The organism is Pseudonocardia halophobica (genome assembly GCF_027922425.1).
Classification (GTDB): Bacteria; Actinomycetota; Actinomycetes; order Mycobacteriales; family Pseudonocardiaceae; genus Pseudonocardia; species Pseudonocardia halophobica.
This window is the reverse complement of sequence record NZ_BSFQ01000006.1, coordinates 142,539-161,927: the sequence shown is the minus strand read 5'-3', so window position 1 is coordinate 161,927 and position 19,389 is coordinate 142,539. Positions and strand designations below refer to the sequence as shown.

At 72.5% G+C, this 19,389-nt stretch carries 20 protein-coding genes; 11 read left to right on the top strand and 9 right to left on the bottom strand.

Going from position 1 to position 19,389, the window contains the following annotated elements; all coding sequences use genetic code 11:
• Positions 1 to 11 precede the first annotated feature (11 nt).
• Together PKE99_RS10330 and PKE99_RS10325 are read left to right on the top strand one after the other, a co-directional pair.
• Positions 12 to 1,328: a UDP-glucose dehydrogenase family protein gene (locus tag PKE99_RS10330; protein WP_037044922.1), complete on the top strand. Its 1,317-nt coding sequence runs from the start codon at positions 12 to 14 to the stop codon at positions 1,326 to 1,328.
• Positions 1,329 to 1,418: 90 nt separating this feature from the next.
• The gene (locus PKE99_RS10325) at positions 1,419 to 2,555 is read left to right on the top strand and encodes a glycoside hydrolase family 53 protein (protein WP_037044920.1); all 1,137 of its coding nucleotides are present in this window, start codon (positions 1,419 to 1,421) and stop codon (positions 2,553 to 2,555) included.
• A gap of 181 nt (positions 2,556 to 2,736) precedes the next feature.
• On the opposite strand, the gene PKE99_RS10320 is transcribed toward PKE99_RS10325, so the two are convergent.
• A complete protein-coding gene (locus PKE99_RS10320; RefSeq protein WP_037044917.1) occupies positions 2,737 to 3,234 on the bottom strand; it encodes an HNH endonuclease in 498 nt (165 codons plus the stop codon).
• Between the two features lie 257 nt (positions 3,235 to 3,491).
• Between PKE99_RS10320 and PKE99_RS10315 the strand changes: the two genes are divergently transcribed.
• The 4 genes from PKE99_RS10315 to PKE99_RS10300 all read left to right on the top strand — a co-directional run bounded on the left by PKE99_RS10315 (position 3,492) and on the right by PKE99_RS10300 (position 4,935).
• Positions 3,492 to 3,749, top strand: coding sequence for a hypothetical protein (locus tag PKE99_RS10315; RefSeq protein WP_051737308.1), 258 nt, complete (start codon positions 3,492 to 3,494; stop codon positions 3,747 to 3,749).
• 77 nt (positions 3,750 to 3,826) lie between these two features.
• Entirely contained in the window at positions 3,827 to 4,057 is a 231-nt protein-coding gene (locus PKE99_RS10310; protein WP_037044913.1) for a hypothetical protein, read from the top strand.
• Between the two features lie 34 nt (positions 4,058 to 4,091).
• Entirely contained in the window at positions 4,092 to 4,421 is a 330-nt protein-coding gene (locus PKE99_RS10305; protein WP_037044911.1) for a DMT family transporter, read from the top strand.
• The gene (locus PKE99_RS10300) at positions 4,411 to 4,935 is read left to right on the top strand and encodes a TetR/AcrR family transcriptional regulator (protein WP_037044910.1); all 525 of its coding nucleotides are present in this window, start codon (positions 4,411 to 4,413) and stop codon (positions 4,933 to 4,935) included. The genes PKE99_RS10305 and PKE99_RS10300 overlap by 11 nt, the downstream gene beginning before the upstream one ends.
• A 173-nt stretch (positions 4,936 to 5,108) precedes the next feature.
• Here PKE99_RS10300 and PKE99_RS10295 read toward each other — a convergent pair whose 3' ends face one another.
• The 4 genes from PKE99_RS10295 to PKE99_RS10280 all read right to left on the bottom strand — a co-directional run bounded on the left by PKE99_RS10295 (position 5,109) and on the right by PKE99_RS10280 (position 8,607).
• On the bottom strand, positions 5,109 to 5,666 hold the full coding sequence (locus PKE99_RS10295; RefSeq protein ID WP_037044908.1) for a YdeI/OmpD-associated family protein: 558 nt from the start codon (positions 5,664 to 5,666) through the stop codon (positions 5,109 to 5,111).
• A 3-nt stretch (positions 5,667 to 5,669) separates the two neighbouring features.
• The gene (locus PKE99_RS10290; protein WP_037044906.1) at positions 5,670 to 6,776 is read right to left on the bottom strand and encodes a cystathionine gamma-lyase; all 1,107 of its coding nucleotides are present in this window, start codon (positions 6,774 to 6,776) and stop codon (positions 5,670 to 5,672) included.
• Positions 6,777 to 6,844: 68 nt separating this feature from the next.
• Positions 6,845 to 7,852, bottom strand: a complete 1,008-nt coding sequence (locus PKE99_RS10285; protein WP_037044903.1) for an NAD(P)H-dependent glycerol-3-phosphate dehydrogenase — start codon at positions 7,850 to 7,852, stop codon at positions 6,845 to 6,847.
• A complete protein-coding gene (locus PKE99_RS10280) occupies positions 7,849 to 8,607 on the bottom strand; it encodes a lysophospholipid acyltransferase family protein (protein WP_051737307.1) in 759 nt (252 codons plus the stop codon). The genes PKE99_RS10285 and PKE99_RS10280 overlap by 4 nt, the downstream gene beginning before the upstream one ends.
• 94 nt (positions 8,608 to 8,701) lie before the next feature.
• Between PKE99_RS10280 and cofC the strand changes: the two genes are divergently transcribed.
• The 3 genes from cofC to PKE99_RS10265 all read left to right on the top strand — a co-directional run bounded on the left by cofC (position 8,702) and on the right by PKE99_RS10265 (position 11,842).
• On the top strand, positions 8,702 to 9,331 hold the full coding sequence (cofC, locus tag PKE99_RS10275) for a 2-phospho-L-lactate guanylyltransferase (RefSeq protein WP_197040585.1): 630 nt from the start codon (positions 8,702 to 8,704) through the stop codon (positions 9,329 to 9,331).
• A 56-nt stretch (positions 9,332 to 9,387) separates the two neighbouring features.
• Positions 9,388 to 10,425, top strand: coding sequence for a slipin family protein (locus PKE99_RS10270; RefSeq protein WP_231498178.1), 1,038 nt, complete (start codon positions 9,388 to 9,390; stop codon positions 10,423 to 10,425).
• Positions 10,426 to 10,585: 160 nt separating this feature from the next.
• Entirely contained in the window at positions 10,586 to 11,842 is a 1,257-nt protein-coding gene (locus PKE99_RS10265; RefSeq protein ID WP_081924060.1) for a GNAT family N-acetyltransferase, read from the top strand.
• Here PKE99_RS10265 and PKE99_RS10260 read toward each other — a convergent pair.
• Positions 11,784 to 12,998 (bottom strand): FAD-dependent monooxygenase, encoded by a 1,215-nt coding sequence (locus PKE99_RS10260; RefSeq protein WP_081924059.1) that lies wholly within the window; start codon positions 12,996 to 12,998, stop codon positions 11,784 to 11,786. The two genes, PKE99_RS10265 and PKE99_RS10260, sit on opposite strands and share 59 nt — an antisense overlap.
• A 163-nt stretch (positions 12,999 to 13,161) precedes the next feature.
• On the opposite strand from PKE99_RS10260, the gene PKE99_RS10255 reads away from it, so the two are divergent.
• On the top strand, positions 13,162 to 15,561 hold the full coding sequence (locus tag PKE99_RS10255) for an RNA degradosome polyphosphate kinase (protein ID WP_425566535.1): 2,400 nt from the start codon (positions 13,162 to 13,164) through the stop codon (positions 15,559 to 15,561).
• A gap of 15 nt (positions 15,562 to 15,576) precedes the next feature.
• Positions 15,577 to 16,497 (top strand): NUDIX hydrolase, encoded by a 921-nt coding sequence (locus tag PKE99_RS10250; RefSeq protein ID WP_037044896.1) that lies wholly within the window; start codon positions 15,577 to 15,579, stop codon positions 16,495 to 16,497.
• 118 nt (positions 16,498 to 16,615) lie between these two features.
• On the opposite strand, the gene PKE99_RS10245 is transcribed toward PKE99_RS10250, so the two are convergent.
• From PKE99_RS10245 to leuC, 3 genes are all read right to left on the bottom strand, one after another.
• On the bottom strand, positions 16,616 to 17,191 hold the full coding sequence (locus tag PKE99_RS10245) for an HU family DNA-binding protein (RefSeq protein ID WP_037044894.1): 576 nt from the start codon (positions 17,189 to 17,191) through the stop codon (positions 16,616 to 16,618).
• A gap of 149 nt (positions 17,192 to 17,340) precedes the next feature.
• Positions 17,341 to 17,931 (bottom strand): 3-isopropylmalate dehydratase small subunit, encoded by a 591-nt coding sequence (gene leuD, locus PKE99_RS10240; RefSeq protein WP_037044892.1) that lies wholly within the window; start codon positions 17,929 to 17,931, stop codon positions 17,341 to 17,343.
• Positions 17,931 to 19,355, bottom strand: a complete 1,425-nt coding sequence (gene leuC, locus PKE99_RS10235) for a 3-isopropylmalate dehydratase large subunit (RefSeq protein WP_037044888.1) — start codon at positions 19,353 to 19,355, stop codon at positions 17,931 to 17,933. The genes leuD and leuC overlap by 1 nt, the downstream gene beginning before the upstream one ends.
• Positions 19,356 to 19,389 lie beyond the last annotated feature (34 nt).

Here is a 19,389-nt window from a genome sequence, read left to right as displayed (position 1 = left end):
AGGGACACACCATGCGCATCACCGTCATCGGCACCGGCTACCTCGGCGCCGTCCACGCCGCCTGCATGGCCGACTCCGGCCACGAGGTGCTCGGCGTGGACGTCGACCCCCGCAAGCTCGCCGCCCTGTCCGAGGGCCGGCCGCCGTTCTTCGAGCCGGGCCTGCCCGAACTCCTGCGCCGGACCGTCGACGCGGGGTCCCTCCGCTTCACGGACTCGCTGCAGGAGGCCGGGGAGTTCGGCGAGGTCCACTTCGTCTGTGTCGGCACCCCGCAGCAGCCGGGTTCCTACGCGGCCGACATGAAGTACGTCGACGCGGTCGTCGACGGGCTGGCGCCGCACCTGCGCGACGGCAGCCTCGTCGTCGGCAAGTCGACGGTCCCGGTCGGCACGGCGGCCCGGCTCGCCGGGCGCATCGCCGAGCTGAACCCGGCGGTCGACGCCGAGCTCGCCTGGAACCCCGAGTTCCTGAGGGAGGGCTTCGCGGTCCAGGACACCCTCCGCCCGGACCGGCTCGTGGTCGGCGTGACCTCCGAACGGGCCGACGCGATGCTGCGCGAGGTCTACGCGCCGATGCTGACGGCCGGCTGCCCGTACATCAGCACCGACCTCGCGACGGCCGAGCTGGTCAAGGTCGCGGCGAACTCGTTCCTCGCCACGAAGATCTCGTTCGTCAATGCGATGGCCGAGGTCTGCGACGCCGCGGGTGGCGACGTCGTCACCCTGGCCGACGCGATCGGGCACGACACCCGCATCGGGCGGCGGTTCCTCTCGGCCGGCGTCGGGTTCGGCGGCGGCTGCCTGCCGAAGGACATCCGCGCGTTCATGGCCCGCGCCGGCGAGCTCGGCGTCGGCGAGGCGCTCTCCTTCCTCAAGGCGGTCGACGAGGTCAACATGCGGCGTCGCCAGCGCACCGTCGACCTGGCCCGCGAGCTGGTGGGAGGGTCGTTCCTCGGTAAGAACGTCGCGATCCTCGGCGCCGCCTTCAAGCCCGACAGCGACGACGTGCGGGACTCGCCCGCGCTGAACATCGCGGCCGCGATCCAGCTGCAGGGCGGTCAGGTCCGGGTACACGACCCCGAGGCGATCGACAACGCCCGCGCCCAGTTCCCGACGCTCGACTACGCGCTGGACATCGAGAAGGCGTGCGAGCGGGCCGACCTCGTCCTGCACCTCACCGAGTGGACGCAGTACCGGGAGCTCGACGCCGGCCGCCTGCTGAAGGTGGTCCGCGAGCCGGTGCTGATCGACGGGCGGAACACCCTCGACATGGCCGCGTGGCGATCGGCGGGATGGACGGTGCGTGCGCTCGGCCGTTCGCAGCACTGACCGCAGTACCGTGACCTGGCCGGCGGCCCGACCCGGGCCGCCGGCCAGGCGCCTTTCCGTCCCGCAGCCCGACCGTTCCGGAGGATCTCCGTGCCCACCCGACGGCAACTGCTGTCCGCCGCCGGACTTCTGGTGGGTGCGGCCGTGACTGGATGCAGCGCTCCCGAGGTCGGAGCTGTCTCCGGCCCGATCCCCCGCGAGCGGATCCGGGGTGCCGACCTCTCCTTCACTCTGCAGATGGAGGCGATCGGCGCACGGTACGACGACGGCGGCGTGACGGCACCGGTCGAGCGGCTCCTGGCGGCCCGCGGTGCGAACCTCGTTCGCCTGCGGGCGTGGGTCGACCCGCCCCCCGGATACAGCACACTCCAGTCCGCGCTCACGCTCGGTCGACGGGCTCACGACGCCGGTTGCGACATCCTGCTCGACCTGCACTACTCGGACTTCTGGGCCGACCAGTACAGCCAGTCCGAGCCCGGGGCCTGGGCCGACCAGGACCTGGGGCGCCTGAGCGAGACCGTCCGGGGCTACACGCGCGACGCCGTCGCGGCGTTCGCGCGGCAGGGCACGCCGTTGGCGATGATCCAGGTCGGCAACGAGATCACGACGGGGATGCTGTGGCCCGTCGGCAAGGTCTACGAGCGGGGCCACGAGCACTGGGACGCATTCGTCCAGCTCCTGAAGGCCGGTCTCGCGGGAGCGCTCGACGGGGCCACCGCACCTCTGGAGACGATGGTCCACATCGACCGAGGCGGCGACAACGGCGGAGCCCGCTACTTCTACGACGCGGTCACCTCCCGCGGAGTGGAGTTCGATCTGATCGGCCTGTCCTACTACCCGTTCTGGCACGGCTCGTTGGACACACTCGCCGCGAACCTCGGTGATCTTGCGCGCCGGTACGGCAAGGATGTCGTGGTCGTCGAGACCTCGTACCCGTGGACGCTCGAGAGGGCCGACGGCACGGAGTACTACGCGGCGCGCCTCGACGAACTGCCCGATGCAGCCCGGTTCCCGGCGACACCCGAGGGCCAGGCCGCCTACTTCGAGGGGCTGCGGACGGTGGTGAACGGGGTGCCCGACGGCCGCGGCCGCGGTTTCGTCGTGTGGGAACCCGCCTGGCTCCCCGGGGTGGGCTGGGACCACGGCGAGGGCAACCCCTACGCCAACCTCACGATGTTCGACTGGAACGGGGCTGCGCTGCCGTCGCTCGCGGCCTTCCGGCCATGACCCCGCATCCTCATCAAAGCTGAGTATCTCCAGCACCGAGGGTTAACGAACGGGCACTCCTCGGCGACCATCGGGGCAGAGACTCCCGCCGCGCCCTGCGGCGGGTCGTACTGATCGGCCCACCGCCCCGATCAGTGCGCGAACGGCCCGTCCCCGCGCTCGGGGGCGGGCCGTTTGAGTATCAGGCGGCCTGGGCCAACCACGGCTCCCAGGCCGGATGCGGCTCGACGGCCAGTACCAGCACTCCCCCCGCTGCTCGACTCGGCGGCTTCGGCGTGATTCGCAGGGCCCAGCCGATCTCGTCGATCAGCTTGTCGGCCTTCTTCGAGTTGCAGGCTCTGCAGGCGGCGACGCAGTTCTCCCAGCTGTGCGCGCCGCCCCGGCTGCGCGGGATCACGTGGTCGATCGTGTCGGCCTTCTTGCCGCAGTAGCCACAACGCCGAAGGTCGCGGCGCAGGACGCCGGCCCGGGTCATGGGCACCGCGCGGCGGTAGGGCACCCGCACGTACCGGGAGAGCCGCATGACGGACGGTGCGGGGACAGTCAGGTTCTCCGAATGGAAGGCCGCCCCTTCGAGGGCGGCCTGCACACACTCGGCTTTACCGGAGAGCATCAGGACGATCGCGCGTTTGGCCGTGACGACGGCGAGGGGCTCGAAACTCGCGTTGAGCAGCAGCACCCGTGAACCCGGCGGGAGAGCCGTCACCCCGGCACTCCCTGCCCCCGTCTCCCCCTCCCCGGGTTCGGGGACGGCGACGAGGGGTTGGGGTTGTCGATCCGGCACGCGACCACCTCCGCTCGGATGAGGTAAGTCGACCATACGAGAGCCGGGTTACGCACGTGTGATATTGAGGCGGACACGCGGTGCTGGTGAGCGGCCATGATCGGCCGCCGAGTGGCCTCGGTCTCCACCGGCCGGTCGGGGACACTTTGTAGATGCTCGCCGCCGTCGTCCTCGTCCTCCTCGTGGTCCTGGCGGGGTTCAGCAGCGAGACGGGGCTCGTGGGCGCCGCCCTCCTCGCTCTCGTCTCCGTTGCCTGGCTGCTGGTCAACAAGCCGATGGAAGGCGTCGTGCTCGTCGCCGTCTCCGAGAGCAAGGGCTTGACCGGCGGCGATCTCGCGGGCATAGCAGGTCTGGTGGTTGCCGGAATCCGCACTTGGCAGGTTCTTCGCGCGCGGCGTCGTCAGAGATGACGATGTCGGCGGCTTCCTGTCACGCGGGGGCTCCGGCCGGCGATGAGCCTGTCGAGTCCCGCCGAGAGAGGAACGCCGTGTCCAGCCCCCGCCGCCCGCTCGTCCTGCCCGACATCGAGCCCGCCACCCAGCTCCTGCCCGTGGTGCCGCAGCACGGCGTGCCCGAGCCCCGGGTCAAGTTCGACGACTACCTGGCCGAGCTGCCCGAGCCCGTCGAGGTCAGCCGGCGTCGGGACCCGCTGGTGTGGGCTGCCGCGGCCCTGCCGGTGCTGGCGCTGCTCGCGATCCTGCTGATGATGTTCCTCTGACTTCTGGAGCGATCGCTCAAGTAGCCTGGCGGGCATGTGGTTCTGGCTCGCCGGTGCGATCGTGGCCGAGGTGACCGGCACGGTCGCCCTCCGCTTCTCGGACGGCTTCAGCAAGCTCTGGCCGTCGGTGATCGTGGTGCTGGGCTACGGCATCGCCTTCTACTCGCTCTCCCGGGCGCTCTCCGGCGGGATGCCGATCGGCGTCGCGTACGGGGTGTGGGCGGCCGTGGGGGTCGCGCTCATCGCCCTCATCGGTGCGTTCTTCCTCGGCGAGTCGCTGAGCTGGGTGCAGGTCGGCGGGATCGTGCTGGTCATCGCCGGGGTGCTCGCGTTGGAGCTGGGCCGGACCTCGCATGCCGCCTGAGATCGCCGACGGACGGCTCCGCAAGGGGGCGATCCGGCGTCGGGCGTTGCTCGACGCCACGCTCCGGCTCGTCGGCCGGAGCGGCGTGGCGGCGGTGACGCAGCGGGCGGTCGCCGCGGAGGCGGAGCTGCCGCCCAGTGCGGTGCTGTACTACTTCGCGAGCGTTGACGAGCTGCTGATCACGGCGCTGCGGGAGGTCAACGACCGGTACGTCGACGACCTGAGCACGGTCGAGTCACTCGAGGGCCTAGCCGACCTCATCGCCGACTATGCGGCACAGGACCGTGAGCGCACGATCGCCGAGTACGACCTTTACCTGCTCGCCGCGCGCCGCCCCGACCTCCGCGGCGAGTTGGAGCGGTGGGACCGGGCGTTGGATGAGCTGGCCCAACGCCTGGCTCCTGACCGCGCCGAACTCGTCGCCGCCGCCGTCAACGGCCTCTATCTCCGCGCCGCCACAAGCGGGATTGACCGGTCCACGGCGGCACGGATTCTCGGCGCTCGAAACACGTGATCACAGCGGGGAACGTGCGGCCACGCTGCGGCGGGGGGATGACCGCAGCGTGGCCGCACCGGCTGACGAGTGCCGTGTGAGGGGGACACCCGCCGCCGTCCTACGCGTTGCCGAGTGGTTCGTCGGCCGCCCGGGATCCGTTATCAGCTCGTGATCTCCGAATCCAGCGTGATTCAGCTGGCCTCGTCGCGCGCTGCCGCCACGGTGGCGGCGATGCGGCGAAGCCGCGTCTCCGGCTTCTTCGCCCGGGCGAGGGCCTCGAGGTGGGCTCGACGGGTGGAGGGTGTCATCGCCTCCCACCCCGCGGCGGCTTCCGGGTCGTCGTCGAGAGCGGCACGCAGGTCGGGAGGCACGATCCCTGCCTGGGCGTCGGCCAACAGCATCCACATCCCGTTGGCCTTGGCGACGTCGATCGCCGCCTGACCCGCCGGCGTCATCTGGCCCTCCGCGATCAGCTGTGCGACGAGCTCGCGGTTGATGGTGCTCCACGCGCTCTGCGCGCTGCGCGGACTGAACCGCTGCTTGCGGGACGACGCGTCGTGCTTGCGGGAGAGGCCGTCGATCCAGCCGAAGCAGAGCGCCTCCTCGAGGGCCTGCCGGTGTGTGAGCCCGGGCCGGCCGGAGCGGGCGTGCGGGATGACGACCCAGGCCTCCTGTGCGGTCTCACCGTGCTTGGCGAGCCACGCGCGCCACTCCGCCGGGGTGGTCGCGTCGAGCGGCTCGGCCTCCACGGCTCAGCTCCGCACCGCGTCCAACGCCCCGAGCACGTCGGCGACGAGGTCGTCGGTGTCCTCGCAGCCCGCCGACAGCCGGAGGAGCCCGGGTGGGACGGCGTCGCCCCAGCGCGCCCGCCGGTCGGCGGAGGTCTGGAGCCCGCCGAAGCTGGTCGACGACGACACCAGCCGAGATGCGGCGAGGAACTCCCCCACCGCCTCGGCCGAGGGCAACGTGAAGCGCAGGATCCCGTTCCAGCGCCGCATCTGCCGCGACGCCACCGCGTGGGAGGGGTCGGAGGGCAGGCCGGGCCACCGGACATTCGACGCGGCGGGGTGCCCGAGCAGCGCCTGGACCAGCGCGTGCGCGTTCTTCGCCTGCCGCTCCAGCCGCAGGTCGAGCGTGCCGAGGCCCCGGTGCGCCAGCCAGGTCTCCATCGGGCCGGGGATCGCGCCGCTGCGGGTGCGGGCGGCCCGGACGCGTCCAGCGAGGATCGGGTCGGCGCACGTCACATGCCCCAGGACGACATCCCCGTGCCCGGCCAGCGCCTTGGTGTCACTGGCGATGACGAAGTCGGCCCCCAGCGGCAGCGGCTTCTGCCCCAGTGGCGTGGCGGTGGTGTTGTCGACGGCCACCAGCGCGCCGGCGGCGTGCGCGGCCTCGGCGATGGCTCGGATGTCGCACACCTCGAGCCCCGGGTTCGACGGTGTCTCCAGCAGCACGAGGGAGGCGCCGTTGAGCGGTTCCCACGCCCCCGCCGTCCCGAACTCCCGCACCTCGACGTCCATTGGCGCGAGCTCCTCGGAGGCGACGAGCCGGGCGATGTAGTACCCGTCGCTCGGCAGGACGACGGCGGTGCCGGGGCGGGCGCACAGCCGCATCACCGTGGACAGTGCGGCCATGCCGGAGGCGAACGCGACGCACTCCCCGCCCTCGAGGTCGCCGACCGCGGCCTCGTAGGCGCTCCACGTCGGGTTGCCGGCGCGGCCGTAGAAGTACTCGGGCTGCGGGTCGTGCGGGAGCCCGAGGTCGAAGGTCGCCGACAGCACCGGGCCGGGGTGCACGGCGTCGCCCACCGCGCCCGGAGGATGCCCGCCCCAGACGCAGCGCGTCCCGTCCCCGCTCATCGTCCTCCCAGGTCAGCGGTGGTCGTGAGTGCCGACTGCCGCTCTAGGGGCAGTTGCCACTCACGGGGTCACTCGGGCTTCGGCGCCCGCGAGATCAGTTCCTTCGCCATGGCGGTGGCCGAGTAGCCCTCGTGGCACACCCGCCGCACGGCGTCGGCGATCGGTAGTTCCACCCCGTGCCGTTCCCCGAGCTCGCAGATCGACACACAGGATTTCACGCCCTCGGCGACCTGCCCGTGGTTGGCCGCCTCGGCCTGGGCGAGGGTCTCGCCGCGGCCCAGGTGCTCGCCGAAGGTGCGGTTGCGGGAGAGCGGCGACGAGCACGTCGCCACCAGGTCGCCGAGCCCGGCGAGCCCGGCGAAGGTCAACGGGTCCGCGCCCAGCTCCGCGCCCAGGCGGGCGGTCTCGGCCAGGCCGCGGGTGATGAGCGAGGCGCGGCTGTTGTCGCCCAGCCCCATCCCCGCCGCGATCCCGACGGCCAGCGCGATCACGTTCTTGCCCGCGCCGCCCAGCTCGCAGCCCACGACGTCCGTGTTGGTGTACGAGCGGAAGTAGTCGTTCGAGGTGGCGGCCTGCAGTTCCACTGCCCGCTCGTGGTCCGCACACGCGATCACCGTGGCCGTCGGCTCGCCCTGTGCGATCTCCCGCGCCAGGTTCGGTCCGGAGACGACGGCGATCTGCTCCGCCGGCACCGCCGCCACCTCGGCGATCACCTCGCTCATCCGCTTGAGCGTCCCCAGCTCGACGCCCTTCGCCAGGCTCACCAGCGTCCGCCCCGGCGGGAGCAGCGGCTTCCAGTCCGCCAGGTTCGCCCGCAGCGTCTGCGACGGCACGGCGAGGACGACGGCGTCCGCACCGTCGAGCGCCGCCGCGGCGTTCGACGTCGCGGAGAGGTTCTCGGGGAGGGCGACACCGGGCAGGTAGTCGGCGTTCTCGTGGCGGTCGCGGATCGCAGCGGCCACCTCGGGCCGCCGCGCCCAGAGCACGACCTCGCGCCCGGCGTCGGCGACGACCTTGGCGAACGCCGTCCCCCACGACCCGGCACCGAGGACCGCGATCTTGGCGAGGCCCCTCACGCCGGCCCGCCGTCCCGCTCGGCCTCCGGGGTCGCCGCCTCGGCGGTCCGGCCCCCGGCGGCCCGGCGGTAGAAGCCCGGCGGCGGCGTCTCGTCCCGGACCTCGGCGAGCAGCTCCTTGCAGCGGGTCATGAACAGCTCGGTCACCTCGCGGAGGATCGTCGCGTCGATCGGCCTGCCGCGGTACGCGGACAGGTCGATCGGCGCGCCGGCCTTCACCGTGATCTGCGTCCGCGGCAGTGGCCGGAACTTCTTGTTGTAGTGGTCGTACACCTCACGGGTTCCCCAGTGCACCATCGGCAACACCGGCACCTCCGACGACAGCGCCAGCCGCGCCGCCCCCGTGCGCGAGTGCATGGGCCAGCCCTCGGGGTCCCGCGTGATCGTGCCCTCCGGGTAGATCACCACGACCTTGCCCTCGGTCAGTCCCTCGACGCCCGCGCGGAGGCTCTGCTGGGCGTCGGCGGAGTCGCGGTAGACCGGGATCTGCCCGGAGCCGGCCAGCACCTTCCCGAAGACCGGGATCTTCCACAGGCTCGCCTTGGCCAGGAAGCGCGGCACGCGGCGGGCGGTGTGCACCCACAGCGCCGTGTACACGGGGTCCAGGTAGGAGATGTGGTTCGCGACGACCAGCGCCCCGCCCTCCGCGGGCAGGTGCTCACGACCCTCGTAGTGCGGGCTCCCCGTCAGGTACGACAGCGGATAGAAGACCGCGGCCGCCACCCCGACCCAGAACCCGCCCTTCTCGCGCGCCACCGGTGCCCCTCTCCTGTCGTCGATCGACGCCGATCCTTCCCTGCCCGCCCGGGCGCGGTCCACCGACACGCTCCCCGAGTGGAACGATGGGGTGGTGAGCAGCCGCGAAGTGGGTCTGGTCGTGCCCGTCAAGGGGCTCGACGCGGCCAAGTCCCGGCTGCGCGGGGCGGCCGACGGCGGGGTGGGCGACCCGGCCCGGCACGCCGAGCTCGCCCTCGCGCTCGCCCTGGACACCCTCGACGCCGTGCTGGCCGCCGGGCGCGTGGCCGCCGTCGTCGTCGTGACGAGTGACGCGACCGTCGGGCGGGAGCTGGCCGGGACGGGTGTGCGGATCGTGCGCGACGAGCCGGCGGCGGGCCTCAACGCCGCTCTCGTCCACGGGGCCGCGCTGCTGCCACGCGACCTCGCCCGCGGCGCCCTGCAGGCCGACCTCCCGGCCCTGAAGCCCGAGGAGCTCGACGAGGCGATCGCGCAAGCCGCCACCCGCGCCTTCTGCACCGACGCCCAGGGCGACGGCACCACGCTCCTCCTCGCCCCCGCGGGTGCCCCCCTCGATCCCCGCTTCGGCCCCGGCTCCGCCGTCGCACACAAGGAGTCGGGCGCCGTCCCGCTGACCGGTGAGCTGCCCGGCCTGCGCCGGGACGTCGACACCGAGGCCGACCTCCGCGAGGCCTGCACCCTGGGCGTCGGGCCCCGCACGGCCGGGCTCTTCGTCTGCCGGTAAGGCCTGGTCAACGGCCGGGAGCGGGTCGATAATCCAGGCTTGCGGGGAGGCGCGTGATGACCGTTCTCTGGATGGTTCTCGTGGTCGTCGGCTTCATGATGCTGGTGAGCGCCGCGACCAGTGTCCGCGTGGTGCAGCAGTTCGAGCGGGGGGTGGTCTTCCGGTTCGGCCGGCTGCAGCCGCAGACGAGAGGGCCCGGGCTCGCGACGCTCATCCCGATCGCGGACCGCATGCAGAAGGTCAGCATGCAGGTCGTGACCCTGCCGATCCCGGCCCAGGACGGGATCACCAGCGACAACGTCACCGTCCGGGTCGACGCCGTCGTCTACTACCGCGTGGTCGACCCGGTGCGGGTGGCCGTCGACGTCCAGGACTACGGCTCGGCGATCCTGCAGGTCGCGCAGGCCTCGCTGCGCTCGATCATCGGCAAGAGCGAGCTCGACGACCTGCTCTCCAACCGCGAGCGGCTCAACCAGGGCCTCGAGCTGATGATCGACAACCCCGCGGTCGGCTGGGGCGTGCACATCGACCGCGTGGAGATCAAGGACGTGGTGCTGCCGGAGTCGATGAAGCGCTCGATGTCGCGGCAGGCCGAGGCCGAGCGCGAGCGCCGCTCCCGGGTGATCACGGCCGAGGGCGAGCTGCAGGCGTCGAAGCAGCTCGCCGAGGCGGCCCAGGTGATGGCCGCCAATCCCGCCGCGCTGCAGCTGCGGCTGCTGCAGACCGTCGTCGAGGTGGCGGCGGAGAAGAACTCCACCCTGGTCCTGCCCTTCCCTGTCGAGCTGCTGCGGTTCCTGGAGCGCTCGACCCCCTCAGGCGGCGCGTCGACGACGCAGGACCGCGGCGGCGCGCCACCCGGCGATCACCAGGGCGGCGATGCCGGCGAGATCGCCGCCGGTGAGCCCGTGGGTCGGGGCGACGATCAGGAGGGTCGGCCCCTCCATCCGCCCGTTGACCAGGAACCACAGCACCGCGACGGCGGCGAGCGCGACCGCCCCGCCCAGCCCGGTCTCCCCGCTGACGGCGGCGAGCACGACGAGGGCGACCAGCACGAGGGAGGCGACCATCGCGTCAGCCTGCCCTGGTCGGTGTGAGGCGAGGAGGAAGCTCGCCGAAGACAATTCGGGCGCTCCGGCCCGAATCGCGGCACCCGCGGCGCTGCTTTAGGCTCAATTCTCCCGGCAGCCGGATCGGTGGAGAAGACGCCACGGCCGCCCGTGAATCGCGCCGTCCCGACGTCGGAGTTCCCCAGGCATGGATTCCTTCATTCGCCCTGCCGTCGAGGTGGTGCGATCAACGGCCGAACTCGACGCGCTCGAGAGCGGGTGGGGCGAACTGCTCGACGCGGTTCCCGATCATTCGCTGAGCCGGACGTTTCTCTACAACCGCGTCGCGTGGACGCATCTGGCCGAGCCCCGCGGCGCCGAGCTGGCGGTGATCACCGTGCGGCGCGGCGCCGAGCTCCTCCTGATCTGGCCCCTGCACGTCGAACGCCGACGCGGCCACACGACGGCCGCCCACCTCGGCAACCGGAGCACACAGGAGTACGCCGCTCCCCTGGTCCGGCCGGGCGAGCACGCCGCGGAGGCCCTCGAGCTCGCGACCGCGCACGCGACCCGGCTCGCCGACGTGCTCGCCGTGTACCACCAGCCCGAGGCACCGCTCCCGGTCGGCGGTCGTCTCGGTTCGCTCGCATTCGCCTCGACGACCTCCTCGCCCCTCGCCGTCCGGCCCGCGGACGGGTTCGACGCCTGGCTGGCCACCCGGCCCCAGAAGCTGCGGTGGGAGATGCGGCGCAACCGCCGTCGTCTGCAGAAGGCCGGCACCGTCGCCTTCCGCAGCTCCGACGGCGATCCCGCCTTCGGGCACCGGGCGGTCGACTGGATCTTCGCGCGCAAACGCGAGTGGCTGGTCCGCCGGCACAAGACCACGCCGTGGATCAGCGACGGGTCGGGCGAGGTGTTCTTCCACGAGTTGCTCGACGGGACCCCCGCCGGTGCGGCGGTTCGCCCGCTCGTCGTCGGCGTGACGCTCGACGACGAGCTGATCTCCGCCTCGGTCTGCTACCGCTCCGGGCGCGCGCTCGAGGGCTTCGTCATGGCGTTCGACGAGTCCCGCGCCTCGCTGGGCGCCGGCAACGTCCTCATCGAGGAGTGCGTGCGGCTGGCCTTCGACCTCGGCCTCGACTTCGACTTCCGCATCGACGCCTTCGACTACAAGCTCCGCTGGGCCGACCGCGGGACGACCCACCACACCCGGTTCGTCCCGTGCACCGTCCGCGGCCTCGCCCCGGTCGCCGCGCGGCACGCGACCCGCGCCTACGCCGAGCTCAAGCGGGCGTCGACGCCCCTGCTCACCCGGTACGTCCCCGGCGTGCTCTCCGCGCGGGCCCGGCACGAGCCGCCCCGACGGGTCGCCGCCGCGCTCGTGCAGGACGTGCGCGCCCGCCTGCTCAGCCCGCGAAGCGGCGACGCAGCGGCCCCACCACCCGCGGCAAAACCGTCCGGGTGACCGCGAGCGTCCGGTTGATCGCCGCGCCGAGCACCGGCACGGTGGTCAGCCGGTGCAGCGCCAGGTAGAGCCCCGGCGTCCGGCGCGCGACGAAGCGCCGTCGCTCGACCAGCAGCCGGGCGAAGTCCCGGGCCGGGCGCTCGACGTACCGTGGGACGGCCTCGAACCAGGCCGCGCTCGACCGGGCCTGCCGCGCCGTGACCTCCAGGGCCTCGGCGCGCTCGCGCCCGTACCCGGCGAGGGCCTCCGCGAGGGTCGGCGCCTGCTCCAGGTGCCGGGCCAGGGCGATCGCGTCCTCCAGCGCCAGCCGGGTGCCCGAACCGACGCTGAAGTGGGTCGTGTGCGCGGCGTCGCCCACCAGCGCGAGGGTCCCGTCCGTCCACGCCGAGTTGCGGACCGTGGCGAACCGCCGCCAGGGGGCAGTTCCGCGCGCCTCCTCCTGCAGGACGAGCTTGTGCCCGTCGAGCTGCTCGGCGAAGGTCGACTCGAGCAGGCGCAGCGTCTCGTCCGGACCGAGCGTGTCGAGGCCGAGGGCCCGCCAGGTCTCCTCGGTCGTCTCCACGATGAAGGTGCTGCCGGCCTCGCCGAAGGCGTACGCGTGCGCCCACAGCCAGCCCGCCGGGCTCTTCACGAAAGGGAAGCTGAACGAGGAGAACTGCTTCTCCGTGCCCAGCCAGATGTAGCGGTTGCGGCCCTCGACGACCTCCGTACGGATGGCGGAGGCCTGGTCCCGCAGGACGCTGCGCACTCCGTCGGCCGCGACGACCAGGTCGTACCCCTCGAGGTCGGCCGCGCGCCCGATCGGCCGCTCGAACTCGACGCGCACCCCGACCTCGCGCGCCCGGTCGACGAGCAGCTTCTGCATGAGGTGGCGCCCCATGGCGTAACCCGACGCGGTGAACCGCACGTCGGATCCGTCGAGCTCGACGACCTGGTCGTGCCAGGTGTAGCGGAATTCCCGCAACGACTCGGCGAAAGGCGGGTCGACGGCCTCGACCTGTGCCACGAGGTCCGGCCAGAAGACGACGCCCCATCCGCGCGGCGCGCCTTCCGCGGCCCGTTCGAACACGGTGACATCGGTGACGCCGGGGATTCTCGTCGCGAGAACGGCGAAGAAGAGCCCGCCGGGGCCGGCGCCGACGCACGCGATCCGCATGGGAGTCATCGTGCCAGTGACGCATTCTCCGGCCGGCTTCGCCCGTGGATCATCGGGATCCGCCCGGCGGACCGCGGCACGGTTGCGATTTCCGGCACAAGCGACCCCGCCGTCGCAGGTCAACCGCCATTCGTGATCCGCTCGTGACCGAGAGTTCACCCGGATGTCGGTCGCTCCGACGAGTCGGAGGGGCGGCCGGTGCGGAAGAATCCCGGCGGTGAGCACGGGCCCCGAGAACACCGAGACCGGCGCCGCCGGGACCAACGGCCGCCGCCGGTCGACCGCGAAGAAGGCCGCCCCGCGCCGCCGGGCCACCCCGGTGCGCGCCTCGCGGGCCGGCGCCCAGGTCGAGGCGGCCGCGCCCGGGCCGGCGCCCGTTCCCACGAGCGCGAGCACCGCCACCGCCCCGACCACCGCGAACGGGGCGGGCGCCGCCCCGATCGGACCGCCCGCGCCGACCACCCTGGCCGCGCCGAGCGGGCTGCCCGACGACCGCTACCTCAACCGCGAGCTCTCCTGGCTGGACTTCAACGCCCGGGTGCTCGCGCTGGCCGAGGACACCAGCCAGCCGCTGCTGGAGCGCGCGAAGTTCCTCGCGATCTTCGCCAGCAACCTCGACGAGTTCTACATGGTCCGCGTGGCCGGGCTGAAGCGTCGGGACGAGACCGGCCTCGCCGTGCGCAGCGCCGACGGGCTGTCCCCGCGCGAGCAGCTCGCGCGGATCGCCGAGCGCAGCCAGCAGCTCTCCGAGGCGCACGCCCGCGTGTTCCTCGACGAGGTGCGCCCCGAGCTCGACGAGAACGGCATCCACATCCGCCGCTGGAGCGACCTGTCCGACGCCCAGCGTCTGCGCCTGTCGGACTACTTCGCCGCGCAGGTCTTCCCGGTGCTCACGCCGCTGGCCGTCGACCCCGCACACCCCTTCCCGTACATCTCCGGGCTCTCCCTGAACCTGGCCGTCACGGTGCGGGACACCGACAGCCGCACCGAGCGCTTCGCCCGGGTCAAGGTGCCCAACAACGTCCCGCGCCTGGTCCGGGTGCAGGACGACGAGGGCAAGCCGGGCCGGGACGTCACGTTCCTGCCGATCGAGGACCTCATCAGCGCCCACCTCGGCGAGCTGTTCCCCGGCCTGGAGGTCGCGGAGGTGCACGCCTTCCGCGTGACCCGCAACGCCGACCTCGAGGTCGAGGAGGACCGCGACGAGGACCTCCTGCAGGCCCTCGAGCGCGAGCTCGCCCGCCGCCGCTTCGGCCCGCCCGTGCGGCTCGAGGTCGTCGACACCATGAGCGAGCACGTGCTGGAGCTGCTGCTGCGCGAGCTCGACGTCGACCCGGGCGACGTCGTGACCGTGCCCGGGCTGCTCGACCTCACCTGCCTCTGGGAGGTCTACGGCGCCGACCGCCCCGACCTGAAGGACGAGCCCTTCCGCCCGGCCACGCACCCGGCCTTCGGCGAGCGGGAGATGCCGCGCAGCGTGTTCGCCACGCTCCGCGAGGGCGACGTCATGGTCCACCACCCGTACGACTCCTTCTCGACGAGCGTGCAGCGCTTCATCGAGCAGGCCGCGGCGGACCCGAACGTGCTGGCGATCAAGCAGACGCTCTACCGGACGTCGGGCGACTCGCCGATCGTCGACGCCCTGATCGACGCGGCGGCGGCCGGCAAGCAGGTCGTCGCGCTGGTGGAGATCAAGGCGCGGTTCGACGAGCAGGCCAACATCCGCTGGGCGCGCGAGCTGGAGAAGTCCGGCGTGCACGTGGTCTACGGGCTGGTCGGCCTGAAGACGCACTGCAAGACCTCGCTGGTCGTGCGCCAGGAGGGCTCGACGATCCGGCGCTACTGCCACATCGGCACCGGCAACTACAACCCCAAGACCGCGAGGCTCTACGAGGACATCGGCGTGCTCACCGCCGACCCCACGATCGGCGCCGACCTCACCGACCTGTTCAACTCGCTGACCGGCTACTCGCGGCAGACGTCGTACCGCAGCCTGCTCGTGGCGCCCTACGGCGTGCGGCGCGGGATCGTCCGCCGCATCGAGGACGAGATCGAGTCGCACCGCTCCGGGGACCCCACCGCGCGCGTCCGGATCAAGGTCAACTCCCTGGTCGACGAGCAGGTGATCGACGCGCTGTACCGGGCCTCGCAGGCCGGGGTGCCGGTCGACATCGTGGTCCGCGGGATCTGCGCGATCCGGCCGGGCGTGCCGGGGCTCAGCGAGAACATCCAGGTGCGCTCGATCCTCGGGCGCTTCCTGGAGCACTCCCGGATCTTCCATTTCGGGGCGGCCGACGAGTACTGGCTCGGCAGCGCCGACATGATGCACCGCAACCTCGACCGCCGCGTCGAGGTGCTGCTGCGGGTCGCCGACCCGAAGCTCGCCCGGCAGCTCGGCGACGTCTTCGACTCCTGCCTCGACCCCGCCACCCGCTGCTGGGTCCTGGAGGGCGACGGCACGTGGGAGCCCTCCCCGCCGAAGGGCACAGACCTGGAGAAGGTGCGGGACCACCAGGCGGAGCTGATGATCGCGCACGCCTCGCGGTCGCAGGTCGACGAGTGAGGGCCGGCCACCCGGATGTCTGACCTGTACGCGGCGCTCGGGGCCGACGTCCTGGCCGCGGGCACGGTCCTGTGGCGCTCGACCAACGCCGGGCCACAGGTCGCACTGGTGCACCGGCACAAGTACGACGACTGGGGCTTCGCGAAGGGCAAGCTCGACAACGGCGAGTCGCTGGCCGCCTGCGCACTGCGCGAGACCTGGGAGGAGACCGGGGTGCGGGCGCGGCTCGGCGCCCGGCTCGGCGACGTGCGCTACCGCGTGCCCGAGGGCAGCAAGCTCGTCCGGTACTGGTCGGCCGAGGCGCGGGAGTCCACGGGGTTCCTGGCCAACGACGAGATCGACGAGCTGGTCTGGCTCCCGCCCGCCGAGGCGGGCGTGCAGCTGAGCTACGCCCACGACGTCGAGGTCCTCGAGCGGTTCACCGCGCCGACCTCGGTGTTGCTCCTGGTCCGGCACGCGAAGGCGGGCAGCCGCAAGGACTGGGAGGGCGACGACGACCTTCGCCCGCTCTCCGGCGTCGGGCGCACGCAGGCCGAGCACCTGGTCGACTTCCTCGGCCGGTTCGCCCCGGAGCGCTTCCACTCCGCGGTGCCGGTGCGCTGCGTCGACACGATCTCCCCGTACGCCGACGCGCACGGCGCGAAGATCGAGCGCGAGCCGCTGCTCGGCGAGGAGGGCTACTGGCAGGACCCGGCCGCGGGGCTCGCCCGCTTCCGCGAGCTGCTCGCCCGCCCCGGCCTGACCGTGCTCTGCAGCCAGGGCGGGGTGATCCCCGACGTCGTCGAGACCCTGCTCGACGAGTACGACCCGCTGGTCACGGGCGTGCCGGACCCTGAGAAGACCCCCGTGCCCTCCCGCAAGGGCAGCACGTGGGTGCTCACGACCGACCCCACCGGCGCCCTGAGGACCGCCGACTACTACCCCAGCCCCACCTGAACCAACGCACTATGGAGCCATAACGCCGTCAGGCCGGGCTCTCTGGCGCGTTATGGAACCATAATGCGCTGGTCCGCGGCCCTCGGAGCGCGTTGTGGAACCATGATGCGGCTCGGGATTACTTCTTCGCCTTCGCCTTCTTGGCCGGCTTGTCCTTGACGACCTTGGCCGCCGCTTCCTTGACCGCCTCCTTGGCCGTCGTCTTCTTCGCGGCCGGTTTGGCGGCGGCCTTCACCGGCGCCTTCTCGGTGGCCTTGGCCTTCGTCGCGGTCGCCTTCGCGGCCGTGGAGCGGGCCGTCTTCTTCGGCGCCGGGGCCGCGACGGCCTCCTCCGCGGCGAACGAGCCCGACGAGCGGGCCGCGCGGGTCGCGGGGCGCGGGCTGCGCGCCGGGGCCTTCTTCGCGGTCGCGGCGGCGCCGTCGTTGCCGGCCACCGTGGTCCGGAAGGCGGTGCCCGGGCGGAAGGCCGGGACCGTGGTCGGCGGCACCGGGACCGTCTCGCCGGTGCGCGGGTTGCGGGCCACGCGCGCCGCCCGCGCCCGCGCCTCGAACACGCCGAACCCGGTGAGGGTCACCGACCCGCCGGAACCGACCGTGTCCACGATGATGTCCAGGACTCCGTCCACTGCGGACGCCGCGGTGCGCCGGTCACCGAGGCGCGCCGCCAGCGCGTCCACCAGCTGGGTCTTGTTCATGGCCCCGCACGGTAGAGCCTCCTGCGCCGTTCGCCAAGGGTCTTCCCGCCGAAGAGCCGTTGCGGCACAACGAAAACCGCCGCCGGTACGGTGCGTGACCACTGTGGTCACGCGCAGTACCGACGACGGTCCGCCGACGGAGGCCCGGATCAGGCCGTGGTGACCGGCTTGTGCGCGGGCCGGGAGCGCTCGAACGCGTCGATCGCGTCCTCGTGGCGCAGGGTCAGGCCGATGTCGTCGAGCCCCTCGAGCAGGCGCCAGCGGATGTAGTCGTCGATCTCGAAGGGCACGGTCAGGTCCTTGGCCTGCACCGTCTTCTCCTGCAGGTCGACGGTCACCTCGGTGCCCGGCTCGTTCTCCAGCAGCTTCCACAACAGCTCGACGTCGGGCTGCTCGACCTGCGCCGCGACGAGCCCGGCCTTGGCCGAGTTGCCGCGGAAGATGTCGGCGAAGCGCGCCGAGATCACGACCCGGAAGCCGTAGTCCATCAGGGCCCAGACGGCGTGCTCGCGCGAGGAGCCGGTGCCGAAGTCCGGGCCCGCGACCAGCACCGATCCACGGGAGAAGGGCTCCTGGTTGAGGATGAACGACTCGTCGTTGCGCCAGGCCGAGAACAGCCCGTCCTCGAACCCCGTGCGCGTGACGCGCTTGAGGTAGACGGCCGGGATGATCTGGTCGGTGTCCACGTTGGAGCGGCGCAGCGGCACGCCGATGCCGGTGTGGGTGCTGAACTTCTCCATCAGACCAGGTCCTCCGGGCTGCTCAGGGTGCCGCGCACCGCCGTCGCCGCGGCGACCAGCGGGGACACCAGGTGGGTGCGGCCGCCCTTGCCCTGGCGGCCCTCGAAGTTGCGGTTGGAGGTCGACGCGCTGCGCTCCCCCGGCGCGAGCTGGTCGGGGTTCATGCCCAGGCACATCGAGCAGCCCGCGGAGCGCCACTCGGCACCGGCCGCGGTGAAGACCTTGTCCAGGCCCTCCTCCTCGGCCTGGAAGCGCACCCGCATCGAGCCGGGCACGACCAGCATCCGGACGCCGTCGGCGATCTGCTTGCCGTCGAGGATCTCGGCGGCGGCCCGCAGGTCCTCGATCCGGCCGTTGGTGCAGGAGCCGACGAACACGGTGTCGACCTTGATCGACCGCAGCGGCTGGCCCGCCTCGAGGCCCATGTAGGAGAGCGCCTTCTCGGCGGCGACGCGCTCGTTCTCGTCCACGATGGCGGCCGGGTCCGGCACGGTCTCGCCCAGCGGCAGGCCCTGGCCGGGGTTGGTGCCCCAGGTGACGAACGGGGTCAGCGCGTCCGCGTCGATGTCCACCTCGGCGTCGAACACCGCGTCGGCATCCGTGCGCAGCTCGCGCCAGGCCTCCACGGCCTCGTCCCACTGGGCGCCCTTCGGCGCGTGGTCGCGGCCCTTCAGGTAGGCGAAGGTGGTCTCGTCCGGGGCGATCATGCCCGCGCGGGCGCCCGCCTCGATCGACATGTTGCAGATCGTCATCCGCGCCTCCATCGACAGGTTGTCGATGACGTTGCCGCGGTACTCGAGCACGTAGCCCTGGCCGCCGCCGGTGCCGATCTGCGCGATGATCGCGAGCACGACGTCCTTGCTCGTGACGCCCGGCCGCAGCCGCCCGTCCGCCGAGTGGACGTTGATCGCCATGGTCTTGAACGGCTTCAACGGCAGCGTCTGGGTGGCCAGCACGTGCTCCACCTCGGAGGTGCCGATGCCGAACGCCATCGCGCCGAACGCGCCGTGCGTGGAGGTGTGCGAGTCGCCGCAGACGACCGTGGTGCCCGGCTGGGTCAGTCCCAGCTGCGGCCCGACGACGTGCACGATGCCCTGCTCGGCGTGGTTCATCGGGTAGAGCCGGACGCCGAACTCCTCGCAGTTGCGCCGCAGGGTCTCCACCTGCGTGCGCGAGACGGGGTCGGCGATCGGGGCGAGGACGTCGAGCGTCGGGACGTTGTGGTCCTCGGTGGCGAGCGTGAGGTCGGGGCGGCGGACCGGGCGGCCGGCGAGCCGGAGCCCGTCGAACGCCTGCGGGCTCGTCACCTCGTGCACGAGGTGCAGGTCGATGTAGAGCAGGTCGGGCTCCTGCCCTGCACCGTTCTCCGCGCCCTTGCGGACCAGGTGCTGGTCCCAGACCTTCTCGGCCAGCGTGCGTCCCACCGCTGCCGCCTCCTTCGTCGGTTGTGCGCTGCGC